Origin of the sequence: Salininema proteolyticum, assembly GCF_042685645.1 — a bacterium.
Classification (GTDB): domain Bacteria; phylum Actinomycetota; class Actinomycetes; order Mycobacteriales; family Micromonosporaceae; genus Salininema; species Salininema proteolyticum.
In genome coordinates, this window is the sequence record NZ_JBHUNX010000001.1 from 2,144,050 (window position 1) to 2,161,765 (window position 17,716).

The 17,716-nt window shown below is 64.8% G+C and carries 18 protein-coding genes; 14 read left to right on the forward strand and 4 right to left on the reverse strand.

The genetic code is table 11. The features are described 5' to 3' along the window. Window positions 1–114 precede the first annotated feature (114 nt). The gene (locus tag ACFTE1_RS09980) at window positions 115–1,419 is read left to right on the forward strand and encodes an NfeD family protein (protein WP_380620544.1); all 1,305 of its coding nucleotides are present in this window, start codon (window positions 115–117) and stop codon (window positions 1,417–1,419) included. Continuing rightward, window positions 1,412–2,173, forward strand: coding sequence for a slipin family protein (locus ACFTE1_RS09985; protein ID WP_380620542.1), 762 nt, complete (start codon window positions 1,412–1,414; stop codon window positions 2,171–2,173). The genes ACFTE1_RS09980 and ACFTE1_RS09985 overlap by 8 nt, the downstream gene beginning before the upstream one ends. A 31-nt stretch (window positions 2,174–2,204) precedes the next feature. On the opposite strand, the gene ACFTE1_RS09990 is transcribed toward ACFTE1_RS09985, so the two are convergent. Next, window positions 2,205–3,260, reverse strand: a complete 1,056-nt coding sequence (locus ACFTE1_RS09990; protein WP_380620540.1) for an AI-2E family transporter — start codon at window positions 3,258–3,260, stop codon at window positions 2,205–2,207. Window positions 3,261–3,426: 166 nt separating this feature from the next. On the opposite strand from ACFTE1_RS09990, the gene ACFTE1_RS09995 reads away from it, so the two are divergent. The 5 genes from ACFTE1_RS09995 to ACFTE1_RS10015 all read left to right on the forward strand — a co-directional run bounded on the left by ACFTE1_RS09995 (window position 3,427) and on the right by ACFTE1_RS10015 (window position 9,476). Next, window positions 3,427–3,696: a hypothetical protein gene (locus ACFTE1_RS09995; RefSeq protein ID WP_380620538.1), complete on the forward strand. Its 270-nt coding sequence runs from the start codon at window positions 3,427–3,429 to the stop codon at window positions 3,694–3,696. A 234-nt stretch (window positions 3,697–3,930) separates the two neighbouring features. Then, window positions 3,931–5,688, forward strand: coding sequence for a S8 family serine peptidase (locus ACFTE1_RS10000; RefSeq protein ID WP_380620536.1), 1,758 nt, complete (start codon window positions 3,931–3,933; stop codon window positions 5,686–5,688). A 355-nt stretch (window positions 5,689–6,043) separates the two neighbouring features. Beyond that, window positions 6,044–7,582: a TROVE domain-containing protein gene (locus ACFTE1_RS10005; RefSeq protein ID WP_380620534.1), complete on the forward strand. Its 1,539-nt coding sequence runs from the start codon at window positions 6,044–6,046 to the stop codon at window positions 7,580–7,582. 120 nt (window positions 7,583–7,702) lie between these two features. Continuing rightward, window positions 7,703–9,163, forward strand: a complete 1,461-nt coding sequence (locus tag ACFTE1_RS10010; protein ID WP_380620532.1) for a hypothetical protein — start codon at window positions 7,703–7,705, stop codon at window positions 9,161–9,163. Further along, window positions 9,099–9,476, forward strand: a complete 378-nt coding sequence (locus ACFTE1_RS10015; RefSeq protein WP_380620530.1) for a replication-relaxation family protein — start codon at window positions 9,099–9,101, stop codon at window positions 9,474–9,476. Before ACFTE1_RS10010 ends, ACFTE1_RS10015 begins: the two co-directional genes overlap by 65 nt. A gap of 80 nt (window positions 9,477–9,556) precedes the next feature. Here ACFTE1_RS10015 and ACFTE1_RS10020 read toward each other — a convergent pair whose 3' ends face one another. The 3 genes from ACFTE1_RS10020 to ACFTE1_RS10030 all read right to left on the reverse strand — a co-directional run bounded on the left by ACFTE1_RS10020 (window position 9,557) and on the right by ACFTE1_RS10030 (window position 10,968). Continuing rightward, window positions 9,557–9,865 (reverse strand): hypothetical protein, encoded by a 309-nt coding sequence (locus tag ACFTE1_RS10020; protein ID WP_380620528.1) that lies wholly within the window; start codon window positions 9,863–9,865, stop codon window positions 9,557–9,559. Window positions 9,866–9,874: 9 nt separating this feature from the next. Further along, window positions 9,875–10,159 carry a hypothetical protein gene (locus tag ACFTE1_RS10025; protein WP_380620526.1) on the reverse strand — a complete coding sequence of 95 codons (285 nt, stop codon included), beginning with the start codon at window positions 10,157–10,159 and terminating at the stop codon, window positions 9,875–9,877. 497 nt (window positions 10,160–10,656) lie between these two features. Beyond that, on the reverse strand, window positions 10,657–10,968 hold the full coding sequence (locus tag ACFTE1_RS10030) for a hypothetical protein (RefSeq protein WP_380620524.1): 312 nt from the start codon (window positions 10,966–10,968) through the stop codon (window positions 10,657–10,659). 632 nt (window positions 10,969–11,600) lie between these two features. On the opposite strand from ACFTE1_RS10030, the gene istA reads away from it, so the two are divergent. The 7 genes from istA (at window position 11,601) to ACFTE1_RS10065 (ending at window position 17,686) form a co-directional block, all read left to right on the forward strand. After that, a complete protein-coding gene (gene istA, locus ACFTE1_RS10035; protein WP_380624784.1) occupies window positions 11,601–13,082 on the forward strand; it encodes an IS21 family transposase in 1,482 nt (493 codons plus the stop codon). Window positions 13,083–13,185: 103 nt separating this feature from the next. Then, window positions 13,186–13,980, forward strand: a complete 795-nt coding sequence (istB, locus tag ACFTE1_RS10040) for an IS21-like element helper ATPase IstB (protein WP_380624786.1) — start codon at window positions 13,186–13,188, stop codon at window positions 13,978–13,980. 451 nt (window positions 13,981–14,431) lie between these two features. Then, window positions 14,432–15,784 (forward strand): helix-turn-helix domain-containing protein, encoded by a 1,353-nt coding sequence (locus tag ACFTE1_RS10045; protein ID WP_380624471.1) that lies wholly within the window; start codon window positions 14,432–14,434, stop codon window positions 15,782–15,784. Continuing rightward, window positions 15,781–16,308 carry a flavoprotein gene (locus ACFTE1_RS10050; protein ID WP_380624469.1) on the forward strand — a complete coding sequence of 176 codons (528 nt, stop codon included), beginning with the start codon at window positions 15,781–15,783 and terminating at the stop codon, window positions 16,306–16,308. The genes ACFTE1_RS10045 and ACFTE1_RS10050 overlap by 4 nt, the downstream gene beginning before the upstream one ends. Window positions 16,309–16,404: 96 nt before the next feature. Beyond that, complete coding sequence (locus ACFTE1_RS10055; RefSeq protein ID WP_380624467.1) at window positions 16,405–16,830, forward strand: YbaB/EbfC family nucleoid-associated protein; 426 nt, start codon at window positions 16,405–16,407, stop codon at window positions 16,828–16,830. Window positions 16,831–16,841: 11 nt separating this feature from the next. Then, a complete protein-coding gene (locus tag ACFTE1_RS10060) occupies window positions 16,842–17,138 on the forward strand; it encodes a hypothetical protein (RefSeq protein WP_380624465.1) in 297 nt (98 codons plus the stop codon). Window positions 17,139–17,167: 29 nt separating this feature from the next. Then, window positions 17,168–17,686 carry a hypothetical protein gene (locus ACFTE1_RS10065; RefSeq protein WP_380624463.1) on the forward strand — a complete coding sequence of 173 codons (519 nt, stop codon included), beginning with the start codon at window positions 17,168–17,170 and terminating at the stop codon, window positions 17,684–17,686. Window positions 17,687–17,716: the final 30 nt, after the last annotated feature.

Below are 17,716 nucleotides of genomic sequence, written 5' to 3' on the forward strand. Positions count from 1 at the left end.
CCATGAGCCGGTGAACCCGACAAAGGGCCCATAGCTCCGCGCCCCTGCGAAAAGGGCGCGACGGGCGGAGGATGGAGAGAAGAGGCAACTTCGTCCGGTTGGGAGGCGACGGCCATGGTCCGCCGCGCCGCGTCCCTTTTCCGCGCCCTTCTCCTGGGCGCGCTGGCCTGGCTGTGCCTCGCGTCCCCCGGACAGGCCGCGCAGGAGACCGTCCTCGTCGCCACCGTCGAGGGCCCGATCACCCCCGTCACCGTCCGGCTGCTGGAAGGCGCCCTGGAAGAGGCGTCCGACTCCGGCGCCGAGGCCCTGCTGGTCGAGATGGACACCCCCGGCGGGCTCGACACCTCCATGCGCGACATCGTCCAGTCCTTCCTGTCCTCCGAGGTCCCCGTCATCGTCTACGTCTCTCCCCCGGGCGGGCGCGCCGCCTCCGCGGGAACGCTGATCACCATGTCCGCCAACGTCGCCGCCATGGCCCCGGGCACGACGATCGGAGCGGCCACCCCCGTCGACCTGGAATCCGGGGAGGCGGCGAGCGACAAGGTGGTCAACGACGCCGCCGCCTACGCCGAGTCCATAGCCGATCTCCGCGGCCGCAGCGCCGAGTTCGCCGGCGACGCCGTCCGCGAGGGCACGGCCGTCGACGCCGAGCAGGCGGTGGAGATAGGAGCGGTCGACCTCGTCGCCGGCGACCGGTCCGACCTGCTCGAGGCCGTCGACGGCACCGAGGTCGACACCGCCGTGGGACCGCGCCCGCTCGCCACTGCCGGAGCGGCGGTGGAGGAGTACGACCCCGGCTGGGTGCAGGGCCTGCTGGAGGTCATCGCCCACCCCAACCTCGCCTTCCTCTTCATCTCCATCGGAACGCTCGCGGTGATCTACGAACTGGCCACCCCCGGCATGGGGCTCGGCGGCACGGCCGGGGCGATCCTGCTGATCCTGGGGTTCTTCGCACTGAGCGTGCTGCCGGTGACGCTCGCCGGAGTCCTGCTGCTCATCCTGGCCGCCGCCCTCTTCGCGGCCGAGGCGGCCACCCCGGAGATGGGCGTATTCGCCACCGGCGGAGCCATATCACTCGTCATCGCCGGGCTCTTCCTGTTCGAGGGGCCGGCTCAGGTCTCGCTGGGAGTGCTGCTGCCGACGGCGGCCGTCGTCGGGGGCGGGTCCGTTCTCGCCGGGCGCCTGGCGTGGAAGGCCAAGAAGCTGCCGCCCTCGTCGGGCCGCGCGTCCATGATCGGCCGGACGGCCGTCGTGGAGGCTGTCGCGGGCGGTCCCCCGAGGGTGTTCTTCGAAGGAGCGTGGTGGACGGTGCGGTCCGAGTCCGGGCCGCTGACCGACGGACAGAGGGTCGCGGTCTCCGACGTCGACGGGCTGACGCTGGTGGTGCGGCCGGAAGACGAGGAGGAGGACCATGGTTGAGAGCGTCATAGGATGGATCATCGCGGCGGTGGCGGTGATACTGCTGCTGGCCGCGGCGATCCGCATCATTCCCGAGTACGAGCGCGGCGTGGTGTTCCGGCTGGGGCGCGTCATCGGGGCGAAGGGACCGGGCCTGGTCCTCATCATCCCGATCGTCGACCGGCTGGTGCGGGTGAGCCTGAGGACGGTCACCATGGACATCAAGCCGCAGGACGTGATCACGAAGGACAACGTGACCATCAGGGTCAACGCCGTGGCGTACTTCCACGTCGTCGACCCGGTGCGGTCGATCGTCCAGATCGAGGACCACCTCAAGGGCACCTCGCAGATCGCGCAGACGACCCTGCGGCGCGTGCTGGGAGGCACCGACCTCGACGAGCTGCTGGCGCAGCGCGACGAGGTGAACCAGCACCTGCAGCAGATCATCGACGACGTCACCGACCCCTGGGGGGTCAAGGTGACGGTCGTGGAGGTCAAGGACGTCGAACTGCCCGAGACCATGCGGCGGGCGATGGCCCGCCAGGCGGAGTCGGAGAGGGAGCGGCGCGCGAAGGTCATCCACGCGATCGGTGAGATGGAGGCGGCCGAGAACCTCCAGGAGGCGGCGCGGATACTGGAGCAGCGCTCCGGAGCCATGCAGCTGAGGATCCTCTCGACCATGTCGGAGGTCGCCGCGGAGAAGAACTCCACGCTGATCTTCCCGCTGCCCATGGAGTTCCTGCGCATGTTCCAAGGGCCTCAGGACCAGGGCTAGCCGTCGGCGGCGGTCGGAACCCCGCGGCCGCTCAGGCGGCGTCGATCTTGGGCTGGAGGGCCTGCTTGAACACCAGGCGGATCCCCGCGTAGGCGGGCACGGCCAGGACGATGCCGACCAGGCCGAAGAGGGCGCCTCCGATGAGGACCCAGACGATGGCGGCGAGGTTGGAGATCTGGACCGCGCGCCCCATGACCTTGGGGTAGATGAACCAGTTCTCGATCTGCTGGTAGAGCACGACGAAGATGAGGGCCGCGACGGCCGTCCAGAGCGAGACGCTCAGGGCCACCCCCACGACGCCGATCGCCCCGATGGTCGCGCCGATGTTCGGGATGAGGTCGGTGACGGCCACGAACATGGCGAGCAGGGCGGCGTAGGGGATCCCCGCGACGGCCATGAAGATCCACGCCGAAGTCCCCGCGATGAGGGCGATGATGATCGCGCCGATGAGGTAGTAGCCGACCTGCTGCAGGATCTGGTCGACGTATCCGCCGTACTCCCGCCGCTTCGAGCCGGGGATGAGGGCCATGGCCCCGTCCTTGAGGCGGTCGTAGCCGGCGAGGATGAACAGGGAGAGCAGGACCGTGGTGAGGAACCAGCCCAGCCCGGTCGCCACGGAGGCCGCCCCTCCGAGGATGCCGCCCAGGGCGCCGGCGATCGCGCCGGGGCTCAGGCCGGCCTGGATCTTGTCCAGGATCTCGGAGAGGGTGCCGAAGCGCCGGACGAGGTCGGAGTGGATGACGGTGTTGAAGTAGTCCGGGGCCTTCTCGACGAGCCCGGCCAGCTGGGTGACGGCGGTGGGGATGATGGCCGCCAGAGCGCCGCAGGCGACCAGGAGGATCACCCCGATGACGATGCCGACCGCCGCTCCGCGCTTCAGTCCCCTGCGGGTGAGCACCTGGACGGCCTGGTCGAGTCCCGTGGCGAAGAAGCCCGCGACGATCAGGGCGGTGATGAGCGAGGCCAGTTCGCCCACTCCGATCCAGAGCACCACGACGACCGCCGCGCCGAGCGCGGCGAGGAATCCCGCTCGCAGGGGCGGGGTCCGAGCGAGCCAATGCTGTTCGAGGACGGGTCGGTCCGGCATGGCCTCATCGTGTCACGCGGATCGGCCCCGAGCGTCCGAAAGGGATAAAAATGCTCCCCGAAGGGGCCCTTTCGCCGAGCGCGCCGATCCTCTAGCGTCGGAGGAGAGGACGCACTCCCACGCTCCGCGCCGCCCGGCGCGGGCCCGACCACCTCGGCGGTGACCCATGGCCCCGGACAAAGTGACCACCTTCGCCCACGGCGGAGTCGAGTTCGTGCTGCAGTACATAAGAGAGGACGTCCGGACCGGTTCTCCGCGTGTGCGGGCGGTCCTGGACGACCGGCCGGTGCTGAGCCTGGACCTCGCGCGCGACGACCCCGCCCCCTTCTGGATCGGGGGCTTCGGCCTGGGGCGCCCGGACCTGCGGGAGGCGCTCCTGGAGGCCGCCTCACGGCTCCGCGCCGACGTGGAGGGCGATCGTCGAGACCACCTTTGAACCTTCCACCGTACCAGCAAAATCCCTTGCGGGGGAAGGAGTTTGTCGGCATCCGCACAGGACGGCGACGATACTCCCGTAAAACAGATCCCACATATTGACATGAATAAATCCTGTGAATACACTCGCTCGCAGACCCCGTAGGCCCACGGCCTACGGAGTCGCAACAGGACACATATCGGGCAGGACGGCCCACCGGACCGCCCGCCCCGTCATGAAAGCGAGCGACAACACATGGTGAAACGCCATAGGGCCAGACGGACCCTCTCCGTCTTCGCCGCGGCGGCCACGGCCGCCGCCGCTTCCGCGGCCTTCGCACCCTCCGCCTCCGCGGCCGAGGGCGAGATCCGCGGTGCCGAGGCCTCCGACGCCATCGCCGACAGCTACATCGTCGTCATGGAGGACGGCCTCTCCACGCAGTCCGCCGAGAACGCCTTCTCCACCTACGACGCGTCGGTCGACCGCACCTTCTCCACCATCAACGGCTACTCCGTCTCCATGAGCGAGAAGGACGCCAAGGCCCTCGCCGCCGACCCCGCCGTCGACTACGTCGAGGCCAACCGCACCATGCGGGCCACCGGCACCCAGACCAACCCGCCCTCGTGGGGCCTGGACCGGCTCGACCAGGACTCGCTGCCCCTGGACGACTCCTACACCTACCCCGATTCCGGCGGAGCCGGAGTGACCTCCTACATCATCGACACCGGCATCGACATCGCCCACTCCGACTTCGGCGGCCGCGCCTCGCACGGCTACGACTTCGTGGACAACGACGGCGACGCCACCGACTGCAACGGCCACGGCACCCACGTCGCCGGCACCGTCGGCTCGGACTCCTACGGCCTGGCCAAGTCCTCTGACCTGGTGGGCGTGCGCGTCCTCGACTGCGGCGGGTCGGGCACCTACGAGGGCGTCATCGCCGGCATCGACTGGGTCACCCAGAACGCCGTCCAGCCCGCCACCGCCAACATGAGCCTCGGCGGCGGCTTCAGCCAGGCGGTCAACGACGCCGTCAGCGCCTCCATCGCCTCCGGCGTGACCTACGCCGTGGCCTCGGGCAACGACAACTCCGACGCCTGCAACTACTCGCCGGCCTCCACCCCGGAGGCCCTGACCACCAACTCGTCGACCAGCAGCGACGGCCGCTCGTCGTTCTCCAACTACGGCACCTGCACCGACATCTTCGGTCCGGGAAGCAGCATCACCTCCACGTGGCTCAACGGCGGCACCAACACCATCTCGGGCACCTCGATGGCCTCCCCGCACGTCGCGGGAGCGGCCACGCTGCACCTGGGAGAGTTCCCCGGTGACAGCCCGGCCCAGGTCGAGTCCGCGCTGAAGGACAACGCCGTCTCCGGCGCGATCTCCAACCCCGGTTCGGGCAGCCCGAACCTCCTGGTGAACACCAACTACCTCAACGGGGCCCCGGTCGAGGACGACTTCTCCGTCTCGGTCGACCCCTCCGAGGGACAGGTCGCTCCCGGTGAGTCGGTCTCCGCGACCGTCGCCACCGAGACCACCCGCGGCGCCGACCAGGACGTGACCCTGTCGGCCAGCGGACTTCCGGAGGGCGTCACCGCCACCTTCGACCCGGAGAACGTCACCACCGGCGGCACCTCCGCCCTGACGCTCAGCGCCTCGGCCGACGCCGCCGAAGGGGACTACACCGTCACCGTGACCGCCTCCGGCTCCATCGACCGCTCGGCGACGTTCGCCCTGCGGGTCGGCGAGGGCGACGGCAACACGCCGCCCGAGGCCTCCTTCACCGATGACTGCTGGGGCTTCTTCGGCATCTGCTCGTTCGACGGCTCGGCCTCCTCCGACGCCGACGGATCGATCGTCTCCTACGAGTGGGACTTCGGCGACGGGAACACCGGTACCGGCGCCTCGACCTACCACTTCTACTCCTCGGCCGGCACCTACGAGGTCACCCTGACCGTCACCGACGACCAGGGCGCCACCGGCTCGGTGACGAGGACGGTCAACGCCTAACCCCGATACGCAACACATAATGTCGTCTCCGGGCCGCCGGTTCCTTCCTCAAAGGAGGAACCGGCGGCCCGGAGACTTCTCGCCCCCTTCACCATCGGGAACCCTAAGAGCAACAGGTCGTCCGCCCGTGCGGCGACCGACTATGATGGACGGGTCCGCCCGGTGCGAGGGCCAATGGACGCGCTTCCTCCGTGAAGGCCTCCACGGCGCCGAAATTCTCGGGTGGAAGGGGGTGCCGGTGCGCCGGCCGCGCTTACTTCGCTTACCTCGGAGGCGGGAAGTCCCGTCCACAGCGCTCACCGAACAACTACTCGGCATCTCCACCTCCCGACCGAGCACCTATCCCAGGCAGACCATGACCCGACTCAACGAGGCCGAAACCCGCGTCCGCACCCGGCAGCCCACCGCCATGGCCAATCCCGAAGGCGGGATGGGTTTCATTCGCGACGCGAAGGAAGAGCTGTTCGTCCTCGCCCTCAACTTCGCTTCGGGCAAGGACACCGCATACGAGAAGTCGGACGAGCGCTTCGCCCGGTTTCTGGACCTCCTCTACGCAGTGACGGTCAAGGACGCCAAATGGATCAGGCACTTCCTCCCTTGGTTGCGTGACTCCGCCAATATGCGCACCGTGTCCCTGATCGGCGGGCTGGAAGCCGCCTTCGGGCTGTGGGCGACCAACCAGACCGGCGGAAGGCAGCTCGTGGACGGCGTCCTCCAGCGCGCTGACGAACCCGGCGAGGCCGTCGCCTATTGGCAGAAGAACTACGGTCGCGCCCTTCCCAAACCGGTCAAACGAGGCATCGCCGACGCGGTCGTCCGTCTCTACGGTGAGCGGTCGGTCCTCAAGTACGACAAGCGCAACCGGAACTGGCGTTTCGCCGACGTCATCACCCACGTGCACCCCAAGCCGAAGGACGAGCGCCAGAGCGAGCTGTTCCGATATCTGGTCAAGGCCCGGAAGAACCGAGGCGTACCGGTTCCCGACGCACTGACGACCTTGAAGGCGCACTATGCGCTTCAGCGGCGCGCGAGGTCCAACACCATGCTGCTGCTCAACCGAAGGAGCCTGGAAGAGGCCGCCTTCACGTGGGAACAGGCGCTCTCGCTGGCGGGCGACTCGATCAGGCGCGCGAAGCTCTGGGAGAAGCTCATCCCCACCATGGGATACATGGCGATTCTGCGCAATCTGCGGAACTTCGACCGCGCGAACCTGTCCCCTGCCGCGAGGGGGGACGTGGTGCGGATCCTCACCGACCCGCACCGGGTGGCCGGCTCACGGCAGTTCCCCTACCGGTTCCTGTCCGCCCTCACCCACTCGGGCGCCGAGCGCTGGTCCCGGCCCTTGCAGCAGGCCTTGGAGCTGTCGGTCGGCAACCTGCCCCGTCCGTGGGGCAGGTACCTCGTCCTCGTCGACCAGTCTGCCTCCATGTACGGCCGGGGCGGAGGATTCGGCACCTTGCCCGACGGCAGCGTCGCGGCGCTGACGGGCCTGCTGTTCCAACGGCGCGTCCAGGCCGACGTCGTCGCCTTCGGCGAGAGGTCGGAGCGGATCGACCAGGTGCCCGGGGAAGAGCTCTGGGAGAGTTGGAAACGGTTCCCCCGGTACCGGCGCTCGCACCCGACCCGGGCGGTGCAGGAGAACTTCGACGGGCACGACGGCGTCGTCCTCATCACGGATGAACAGCAGCGGTACGACTGCGCTGGAACGGTGAGGCACGTACTCGGCGAGGATGTGTCCTTGGTGGTCTGGAACTTCGGCGGTCACGCGCTGGGTGTTAGCCATACCAAGAAGCGGACTCACACCTTCGGGGGCGTCAGCGACGGAGCCCTCCGAGCGGCGCTGTTCGCCCTGGACGGAGCCAAGATCCGCTATCCGTTCGAGATAACGGACTGACTTGAACCTCCGATGGGCCAAAAGCTCGGAACGCTTACAAAACCGCCTGCCGAGATTCCTTGGAGTGCGAGCGGCTCCGCCTCCGGGTTCCACCTCGGCCGCCGACGCTAGACTTAGCCCGTGAACCCTTCCCCTGATTCATACCCCGCAGTCGGATCCGATCTCGACATCACTCTTCTTTGGCTCGCAAAGCAGGGTATACAACCTGGTAACGACGGAATGTGGACCAATCCGAACGATCCGGCGGAGCCTTACGTAGCCGATGACATGGTCGGTGTGTTCCTCCGAGCTTTGGACGACGGCAGCCTCCCCGGATCGGAACTCGCCGTCCGCATCATGTTCGGCCTCACCTGTCATGGAGCAGGGATCCTCGTGTCAAGAGAAGTCCTGCCACGCCTCGAACCGGTCCTGGACGAGATGGGCAGAAAGGCGATCAGTGAGCGATTCGACTCCGTGCGTGCCATGTTCGGGGTGATCTGGGATAACGAGATCCCTTCACACTTCTCCAACATGGACCCCTCTTCTCAATGGACCCCCGAACTGCAAGACCAGTCGATGGCGGCGCTGACTCCGGTCGCCCAACGGGATTTCGGGGCCTGGCGGTCATCGGAGTCGGATGTGGAGTTCGCCCTGGGGTATCTCGCCGATCAGAGATACACGCCGATGAACGGCGGGTTCTGGGCCGATCCGGCAGACTTGGAGGAATATCCGAATCCCCTGGACGTGGACGACATCTACTTCAACTTGTGGTCGGAGAGCTTCGACCACCGCGGGGCCGCTCTCGTTGATCGTGCTCGCTGTTTCTCTGGCCTGCAGGCACTCACGAACAGGTATCAAGGAGCATCAGATGTACTGCGATATGCTGTTCTCCGCTCAGAGGACAGCGACGCCATCGAATTCGCGTGGGACCGCCTCCGGGGTTTCCTCGAAGCTCCTCGACTGAGATGGCCTGTCGATTACACTCTGGCAGTCGATTGGATGGAGTTTCCGGATCGAGCGCCGGAGGTACTTCGACATCTCCTCTTGAACGATGTGCCGGCACTGCGTGGCAAGAACTCAGCACGGCTCGACGAGCGGGTGCTGCGCCGCTGCAGACGGGTTCTCGACCTGGCCGCGATCGCCACCTGGGACAACCTGCAGCCGGTCTTCCACGAGCTCGTGGACTGCGAAGCGCTCCACGGGGACTTGATAGAACTTCTGACAATGGTCGCCGCTCCGAACGAGAACGACCTCCGTCAGGAGTACGTCCCGGCCGAACAAGTCGCTGCCGTCGCCGACCGATTGGAGCTCGTCATCGGCGCTGAGGGTGTGGCTCCGGTCCGAAAAGCGCTTCTCAGGCGTGCCTTATTAGTCAGTTCATTCGGAACCTGTCTGCCTGACTCCTCAGCTGAACGACTATGGTCTTATCCTCATCCAATACAACAAGAAGCCGCCCACCAAGTCCGCGGCACGCTGAAACCTCTACCGGATCGGCTCTTCGTCCCAACGCGGCAACCACGAAGCGATCAATGCTTCGTTGGCGGCCTGGACCTACGCCCTGACACAGTCCGGGGGATCCGTTCTCGAATGGGACGCCGCTGAACCGCAGGGCTTCTTCCTGTATCAGGTACGCCCTGACGCCTCCGGCACGTTCGCCCTTGATGGGCGAAGCCTGCGATTCTGGCTCGAACACGACCAAGGCACTGAAGCCGCCGGCATCGTCGCCGACAAATTTAGGCGCTATGCGACTGAAATGTTCCCCGGCCCTCAGGGGCGCCAAGTCCTCCTCTTGACACTGACCCGCCCCGGCCGCCTGGCCAATCTACACAAGCTCCAAACCGAGAGCGGCCTCCTCGACGCGCTCGCCGTCCTCCGTCCGCTGCCGTCGTTGGAAGACCGGACTGAGGTGCCCTAGTGATTCCGTAGGTATACGAGGTTTCGTCGTCCGGTAGCGTCCCCGTCTTCGACGTGGATCGCCGTCTGGAACCCGACCGATCAATCCTTGATGGTCCATTCGGGGTCCCGGTAGGGACGGACGAAGTGCCCGATGGCGTCCCTCAAATCGCCCAGCCATTCGGAATTCGCCTTCGCCTGCAGTGCTGGGTTATTTAGGTGCACCTGTGGTGAGTGCCAGAGCAGGCACTGCGCCACCACCGCCACACCTGGTTGCTCCTCCCCAGCGGAGATCGGCGTCAACGACAGCATGATGCGGTTATGTAGCCTCGCTTCGTATGCCACACCGTCGTAGTTGAATACATCCAGCTGCGTCTCATCGTAGTCGCCGACGTCGGCAACCAACTTCATCACCTCTATTCATAATCGTTGCGGTCTCTGTGTACGCCAGGCGTGCAGGGTATCGGCGAGCAGGCGGCGCCGGTCGGCATCACTGACCGGCATCGGATCGAGAAAGGTCAGCAGCGCCGACGAATCCAACCCGTCTACGATGCCGACGACGCTGGTCGGTGGAGGCGCCACGAGTACTATGACCGCCCGATCGCGGGATTCTCCGTCGGGGACGACGACATGGAAGCTGCCGCCGTACTCGAGATCGAGCGCGGCGAGAACCCGGTCGCCGTTATACGGGTCGACGATGCCCATTAGCATCGGTCCTCCGAGTTCAAGCCGCGCCACCATCGGACCGCCGAATTGCGCAGGTCGATGCGATCGGCATCGTCGGTGAGCCAGTCGTAGTGGTTCGGAGAGACCCACAGAGTTGGATGGTCGGTGTCTGCATGAGCGACGTGGCCGACTCGGGAGACTGCTCGCCACGCTGATTGCGAGTGGAACAGTCGAAGGATGCAGATCACGGGAACCGCTGCCGTTGCTGTGAACCGTACAGCGCGGTCGGTGAATTCGAAGTCAAGACTCGCCATGGCAGGCGCCGTTTCTCTCCGCTTGATCCGCCGTATGGGACCGGTCGGGAACCTGGTGAATTCCGATAAGGTGAAGGTCAATTGGCATCTTGTTGCTGGTCTCCTCACTGTCGACGCTGAATCAAATCGGCGCGGAGATGCGGACAGGGCGCGAGAGAAGAGCCCGCCCGCCAGACAGGGGCTTTACGCCACGAGGCGCGGGCGTTAAGCAGGGCGGTAAGGCTACGGAGCTGGTGCTTCAAATGACGAGCAGCCATCGCGGTGTTCGGCAGGGAGCTTCGTCCCGAACAAAGCCGCTGACGCATAGGCGCGAAGTTTGAACTCCAACGCGCCGGCAAGTCGCGACCCTGTCGGAAAGAGACTCCACCGAACAGTGGAATCCGCCCAATCGATCGCGCCGACACCCAAGTCGTCCCAGGCGAGAAAGCCGATCAACCCCTCGACGCCGCCAGGCTCGATCACCTTGACACGAGCACGGTCCGCCTCGACAGTCCGAACCTCGAACGATCGGGCGCTGAAGTCCACAAATGCCAAGCGATGGCCTACCGGACAGTCCAATGGCGGCGCGCTCTCACGCGTTGACGGCCGGCCTTTACCGGATCGGTCTCCCGAGTCGGAGCGCAGCAGCGAAGCAAGGCCCGTCCAGTTCGGGTCGGGAAGACTGGAATTGACCGAGTCACGATGTCCGGCCACTACGTGAGCCCTGGGCCCCATGGTCGCCCCTGAACCGCTGCGTCGACGATCAGGGGCCGCGAACACCAGGACAAGCACAACGAGCGCGAGAATACAGACTAGCGAGATAACGCCGGCAACAACGAGGGTCAAGCCTGCCACCCACTTGAAGCAGCCTGGAACCCAATAGTCAGTACAGCGAGCACGGCAAGTGTCAGTGCTCCGCGCCTCAGCGCTGCCTTGAAGTCGAGATACCGCCACGTCCAAATAGCGGTACCGGCGGAAAAACCGAGCGCTCCGCCAAAAAGCATGCAAGAGTAGCTCACGAGAGCCCCCTGGCTGCGGAGCTGGACGTTATCCAGCTGTTAGTGGACGTGCCAAACTCCCCAATGGTGGCCAGTTAGAGTCCCCGCTGGCGGACAGGACTGGGTCCCCACTCACGGACACGAAAATTCCCCACTGTTATCGAATCGTGTTCTGGATGATTACCGGTTGTGAAATCGGATAGGGAGATCATGGAAATCCTCGAGGCCTACGACCTGACCGGCTCGTACCGCAAAGCCGCTGAACTCGCCGGCTGCGACCACCACACTGTCGCCCACTACGTCGCGCTGCGCGGCCAGGGCGTCGACCCCACCGCGCGCAAGCCGCGGGCGAAGATGATCGACACCTACCTGCCTAAAATCGAGGAGCTCGTCGAGCGTTCCAAGGGCAAGATCGGCGCTGATGTCGTACACCGCAAGCTGACCGCGCTGGGATTCACGGGCACTGACCGGACGACACGGCGGGCCGTGGCCGCGGCGAAGCACGCCTGGCGGTCGGGGAACCGGCGCGTTTACCGTCCCTGGATCCCTGAGCCGGGCATGTGGCTGCAATACGACTACGGCGAAGGCCCGAAGGTCGACGGGCAGCGCACGCACTTGTGGTGTGCTTGGCTGGCCTGGTCACGCTTCCGCGTCGTGTTCCCCATCTGGGACAAGACGTTGCCGACCGTCGCCGCCTGCCTAGACCGGACGTTCCGCATCATCGGGGGCGTCCCGACCTACGTCTTGACCGACAACGAAAAGACCGTCACGCTCGACCACGTCGCCGGCATCCCAGTCCGCCATCCAACCATGGCGCAGGTCGGACGGTTCTACGGCACGACCGTCCGCACCTGTCTCCCAGCCGATCCAGAGTCCAAGGGCGGGTCGGAGAACACGGTGAAGATCGCCAAGCGCGACCTCGTCCCCACCGCCGTCAACCTGCGGGCCCAGTACGGGGCGTTCTCCGCCCTGGAAGAGGCTTGCGAGGCCTGGTCCGAAGAAGTGAACTTCCGCGTCCATACCGCCACTCAACGCGTCCCGGCAGAGGCCCTGATGGAGGAACAGACCCGTCTGCACCTGGTCCCAGAGGAACCGTTCTCGGCAGCGTTCGGGGAGACTCGGCGGGTCAGGAGGGACGCGACGGTCACGCTCAACCGGGTCGTCTATTCCGTCCCGCACCAGCTTACCGATCAGACTGTCTGGGTTCGCCATGATGGCGACGAGGTCGTCATCGTCGCTGCAAGCGAGGCCGGAGCCCGCGAGGTCGCCCGCCACACGCGTTCCACACCAGGCCAACCATCGATCAACGACGACCACTACCCGCCTTCGACCCGCGGGAACCGGCGCCCGAAACCCGGCAACAAGATCGAATCCCAGTTCCTCGCCCTCGGGCACGAGGCGGAGGAATGGCTGATCGCCGCCGCAGCCGCAGGCGCCTCGAGGATCTCCCAGACCATGACCCGAGCGCTCGAAGCTGTCTGCGACCACGGCAGGCCCGCTGTCATCCGAGCGTTGGCCACCGCCTGCACCGCAGAGCGGTTCGACACCGCTTCGTTCGACGACATCCTCGCCTACCAGCAATACCGCGCCCGCGCCGAGGTCACACGCGCTTCGGAGGACCACTCCCTACAGCCGGGCACTGGCGCTTGGGCGTCCTTCGGACCGAACTAGAAAAGCCCCGAACCTGGGCTATGCCGGGTTCGAGGCCAAACAAATATGATGAGTGAAAGGTAAACCATTGACCGACACCACCTCCGCCCCGGTCCCACCTCGAATGGCGGCGCCCGCATCTGCCGTCGCCGCCGCGACCGGGCAGGCTTACGAGGAGGCCATCGCCCTCACCAAACGGCTGAAGATGCCCTATTTCCGGCGAGCGTTGGAGGAGGTCGTCCCGACCGCCAAGGCCCAGCGTTGGGACCCGGCCGAGATCGTCCGCGTCTTGCTGGCCGAGGAAGTCGCCGGCCGGGAGTCTTCCAACCTGCGCACCAGACGCAAACGGGCAGGGTTCCCCACGGGGAAGACCTTCCATGTCTGGGACGAGACCGCCTCGTCGATCCCCGCCCCGACTCAGCAGGCGCTGCGCACGCTCGAATGGATCGGTCGCAGGGAGAACCTCTGCATCTGTGGTCCTTCAGGAACAGGCAAGTCGCACTTCAGCGAAGCCATCGGACAGACAGCCGTTGACGCCGGCCTGGCCGTCTCCTGGTTCACGATCGAAGACCTCGGAGCGATCGTCCGACGCCACCGCGTTGACGACACGGTCAACAAGGCGTTCAACAGAATCGCCCGGGCTGACCTGATCATCGTCGACGACATCGGCCTGCTTCCAGTCTCCGACGACGCTGCCGAAGGGTTCTACCGCCTGGTCGACAGCGCCTATGAGAAACGCTCCCTGGCCGTCTCGTCCAACCTCCACCCCAGCGGGTTCGATGAGATTATGCCGAAAACACTGGCCACGGCCACTGTCGATCGGCTGCTGCACCACGCGCACATCGCCGTCACCTCAGGCGAGAGCCACCGGTTGAACGAAGCGACTACTGGCAAAGGAGTCGTTTCTTTCAGTAGCTAAACGGAAACGTTCAGTCGTGTTCTGGGGAACTTAGATGTCCGCCAGCAGGGACCTTACGAGTCCGCCAGTGGGGAAGTTCGCAAGACCGTTGACATCCAGCCAAGTGATGTCATTTCGGCTCGCGCCATCATCCTCGTCTCCATTCCGGGCTACAGCCCTGCATCGGTGGGACTCGAACCGGTGCGGCGTGCTTGCGCGCCCCAATGAGCGCTGTCTAAGGTGGGAAGTGTCGCCCGCGCTGGACGACTGGACTTCCACGGAACGCCACTGGCCCACCAAGCTGCGTCTGGGAGCTCATATTCAGGTATTACCGCCGTAGCCGACAGTTAGACCTGAACAACCCAGCGCTGCCGGTGTCCCTGATTCCAGGGTCGAATACGGCCAACCGGCATTCAAGGGAATAGAACCGTACACACCACCGTTGTCCGGTTGAACGCGAACTGAGGGAGCCATGGCCAACCCGCCGAAAGACCTGCACCCGGAACAGGGGCCTCGCGCCTGGTTCGGCGCTGAGCTGCGCTATCATCGATCAGCTGCAGGCCTCTCCCAAGCCCAGCTCGCCCGCCTGATCTATGTCTCCGAGTCATTGATCGGCAAGATCGAAAAAGGCGAACGCTCCTGCACCGAAGCGCTCGCCAGAAGTCTTGACCAGGCGCTCGACACCGGAGGTGTTCTAAGCCGAGCGCTACCGCTCGTTCGAGCTCATCCGGACAATTCTGGGGAGTCCGGACGCGCTGAGGCGAAGTCCGCGTCCGAAGTGCCGCAGCCGGAATACCTTGGTGAAGATGACGAAGCAGGGATCGCAATGAACCGCCGGACTCTACTGACCGGGGCAACAGGTTGGGGAGCTCTGTTCGCTACCGGGACCCGTCCCGGCGGGATACCGCTGTCAGAGCTCTTGTTCGCCGATCTCAGAGGCGACGTAGAGGATCGTGCGGTCCACCCTCACGAATTGAGGAGCCTGGTCTCCCGCGCCAAGACCGACTATCAATCGTGTCGCCTTCACAGCGCCCAACGAACGATCGCCAGGGTTCTCACCAGCCTTAGAAGCCAGGACGGAATCGAGACTCGCGACTTCCTCCTGGCCGACGTTTACCAGATTCTCTCGGGCATCCTCCTCAAGCACGGCGAGAGCGCACTTGCGACGATCGCGGCAGAACGCAGTTTCCAGCACGCCGATCAGACCGGAGACCACCTCGTCATCGGGTCGAGCGCCCGATCAATGACCCATGTGCTCATGCGTTCAGGGCACGCCACGACCGCCTCCGACTTCGCTCAGAGGCATGCCGCCGAACTCGACCAGGAACCCGAAAGTACGGATCGCCACTCCGTACAAGGCGCGCTGCTCCTCCGAGCTGCAGTCGCAGAGGTCGAGACAGGCGCCTTCTCCGCAGCATTCCATCTCCTCGACAACGCGACTGCAATTGCGAAACATGTCGCCCCTGACAATAACGTGCGAGGAACCGGATTCAATCAGACGAACACCTCCGTTCACGCCGTCCACTTCCACCTCCGAGCCGGCAATGCGGGCAAAGCCGTCGAACAGGCCCGCAGCATTGACTTGAATCGGATCCCGCTCACCGAACGCAAAGCCGGCCTCTCCATCGACGTGGCGACGGCATTCGCACAGTGGGGCAAGACCGAGAAAGCAATCGACACCCTGCTCTTCACCAAACAGCTCGCACCAGAAGAATTCTCCGTGCGCAAAGATGTCGAACAGCTCATCACCCACCTGCAGCAGACTGCGCCGAAAACGATGAAACCGGCCATCGGCCGACTCAGGTCCCAGAACGGAAACACATGACCGCCAAAGTCATTTACCTCGTCATCTGCGCCGCAGGACCGGCTCCAGAAGCCGCCACATTCGTGCATCTCGCCCACCAGCATGACGCCGACGTCCACATCATCACCACACCCTCTGCCCGAGACTTCATCGATACCGCTGACCTCGAACAACTCACCGGGAACCCGGTCGTATCCGAACATCGCTCCCCAGGAGAACCACGCCGCGGGCGACCACCGGCCGGCCTCATCGTCGTCGCTCCGGCGACAGCGAACACCGTCTGCAAGCTCGCCACCGGAATCGCCGACAACTACGCCCTCGATGTCGTCTCCGAGTCCATCGGCGCCGGAGTTCCGACCACCGTCATCCCCTTCGTCAATAGAGCCTTGGCAACTCGCCTGCCTTACCGGGAAGCCGTAGAACAGCTCCGGGCCGAAGGCATACGCCTGGTGATGGGATCAGGGGGTGACGGCCCGCATGAACCAGGACAAGGGAGCTCAGCTATTGAAACGTTCCCTTGGCAGAGCGGGCTGACTCGTGAGTAGCGTTGTTGAAATCGAGACCGGTGGTCAACGGTAAACACGCCAGGTCGAACGCTCACAGGCTTCGAAGCTGTTGCGGCTATTCGGTATCGTGTTGATATGCACACTGGCAACGATTACGACGAGGACGACGGCTGGGCCGAGTTCGAGACCGGCGGACCGGCCGACGTCTCTTTCGCTGTCGCCTCGACGGCGCCCCCACCGGCACAATGGCCGAAGACCTTTACTTCCCCCGGCCAGTACGTCACGATTACCGCACACTCCCGCGGAGAGATAGCCGCGATCGATGTCAACCCTGCTGTCTTCTCCACACGCGACGCAGTCGGCTTGTCGACCGAACTCGTCGCTGTCGTCAACGACACCTACCGTGTCCTGTCCACGGTCCCCGAGCCTCCAGAAGAAGATGAAGCCAAAGCACGTTCTTCAATCGAACGAACGAACGAGAGCGTTGAACTCGCTCGGCGCCGGTCCCGTGAACTGAACGAGTCGGTCACCGATGCCATCAGGCGGCTCAACGCGCGATAAGGATCCCCATCATGAAGATCGACCCGGAATTCGTAGCAGAACAGGCGAATAAGATCCGTGCCCACGCCGACGACATCGATGCCGACTACAAGGATCACGACGAGCAAGCATCGACCGGTGGTACTTTCAGCACGATCTTCAACGAGATCAGCGACAACGCGATCGACGCGATCTCAGTGTCCGTCATGCTGAACGCAGAAGCAGTCTCAGACTACGCCGCCGGCCTAGACATCCATGTGAAGAACATCGTGGAAGCCGACGAAAATGCGGCTCAGAACCTCAACGAGCTCGTCCCTATCATGGACTGAATACCCTCCCGAGACAGCAGGAGCCCCCGATGCCGATCGAATGCCCTGACCATTTGCAAACGACGCTCAAAAGCCTGGGCGTCGACTGGATCGACCTGGACGAGGACGAGCTCGAGAAGCTATCAGAGAACTGGAAGGAGAAGGCTGAGTCCCTGCGGGACAAACTGGGCGATCTGAAGAGCGATTCCCGCTCCGTATGGGACGAATCGGAACACGACCAGATCGACACGTGGTGGGATCGGTACACCGAACCCACAGCAGCCCACGAGTCACTGTCGCAGATCGCCGACGACTTCGAGTCCATGGGAGTCGGTGTCCTCGCCTGTGCCACGTTCACCGTGAATGCGAAGGAGGCCACCATTGAAATCTTGCAGTCCTTCTACGACTTCAAGCAGGAAGCAAAGCCCCACAGCGATACCTGGGGAAGCCAGAGCCCGTTCACGCCCAACGACATCGCCGAAGTGAGGGACAACACCAAAGAGAAGATCCTGTCGGTTCTCGAAGACCTTGAGAACAACGTCAAAGGATCCTCGATGAGTGACATCTGAACGCCCGGTGGGACCGACACAACCAGCTCT

What these genes read in the sequence shown, in the direction of transcription:
- ACFTE1_RS09980 (WP_380620544.1), top strand. Translation starts at nt 115, where the DNA reads ATGGTCCGCCGCGCCGCGTCCCTTTTCCGCGCCCTTCTCCTGGGCGCG.
- ACFTE1_RS09985 (WP_380620542.1), top strand. Translation starts at nt 1,412, where the DNA reads ATGGTTGAGAGCGTCATAGGATGGATCATCGCGGCGGTGGCGGTGATA.
- ACFTE1_RS09990 (WP_380620540.1), bottom strand. Translation starts at nt 3,260, where the DNA reads ATGCCGGACCGACCCGTCCTCGAACAGCATTGGCTCGCTCGGACCCCG.
- ACFTE1_RS09995 (WP_380620538.1), top strand. Translation starts at nt 3,427, where the DNA reads ATGGCCCCGGACAAAGTGACCACCTTCGCCCACGGCGGAGTCGAGTTC.
- ACFTE1_RS10000 (WP_380620536.1), top strand. Translation starts at nt 3,931, where the DNA reads ATGGTGAAACGCCATAGGGCCAGACGGACCCTCTCCGTCTTCGCCGCG.
- ACFTE1_RS10005 (WP_380620534.1), top strand. Translation starts at nt 6,044, where the DNA reads ATGACCCGACTCAACGAGGCCGAAACCCGCGTCCGCACCCGGCAGCCC.
- ACFTE1_RS10020 (WP_380620528.1), bottom strand. Translation starts at nt 9,865, where the DNA reads ATGAAGTTGGTTGCCGACGTCGGCGACTACGATGAGACGCAGCTGGAT.
- ACFTE1_RS10025 (WP_380620526.1), bottom strand. Translation starts at nt 10,159, where the DNA reads ATGGGCATCGTCGACCCGTATAACGGCGACCGGGTTCTCGCCGCGCTC.
- istB (WP_380624786.1), top strand. Translation starts at nt 13,186, where the DNA reads ATGGCGGCGCCCGCATCTGCCGTCGCCGCCGCGACCGGGCAGGCTTAC.
- ACFTE1_RS10045 (WP_380624471.1), top strand. Translation starts at nt 14,432, where the DNA reads ATGGCCAACCCGCCGAAAGACCTGCACCCGGAACAGGGGCCTCGCGCC.
- ACFTE1_RS10050 (WP_380624469.1), top strand. Translation starts at nt 15,781, where the DNA reads ATGACCGCCAAAGTCATTTACCTCGTCATCTGCGCCGCAGGACCGGCT.
- ACFTE1_RS10055 (WP_380624467.1), top strand. Translation starts at nt 16,405, where the DNA reads ATGCACACTGGCAACGATTACGACGAGGACGACGGCTGGGCCGAGTTC.
- ACFTE1_RS10060 (WP_380624465.1), top strand. Translation starts at nt 16,842, where the DNA reads ATGAAGATCGACCCGGAATTCGTAGCAGAACAGGCGAATAAGATCCGT.
- ACFTE1_RS10065 (WP_380624463.1), top strand. Translation starts at nt 17,168, where the DNA reads ATGCCGATCGAATGCCCTGACCATTTGCAAACGACGCTCAAAAGCCTG.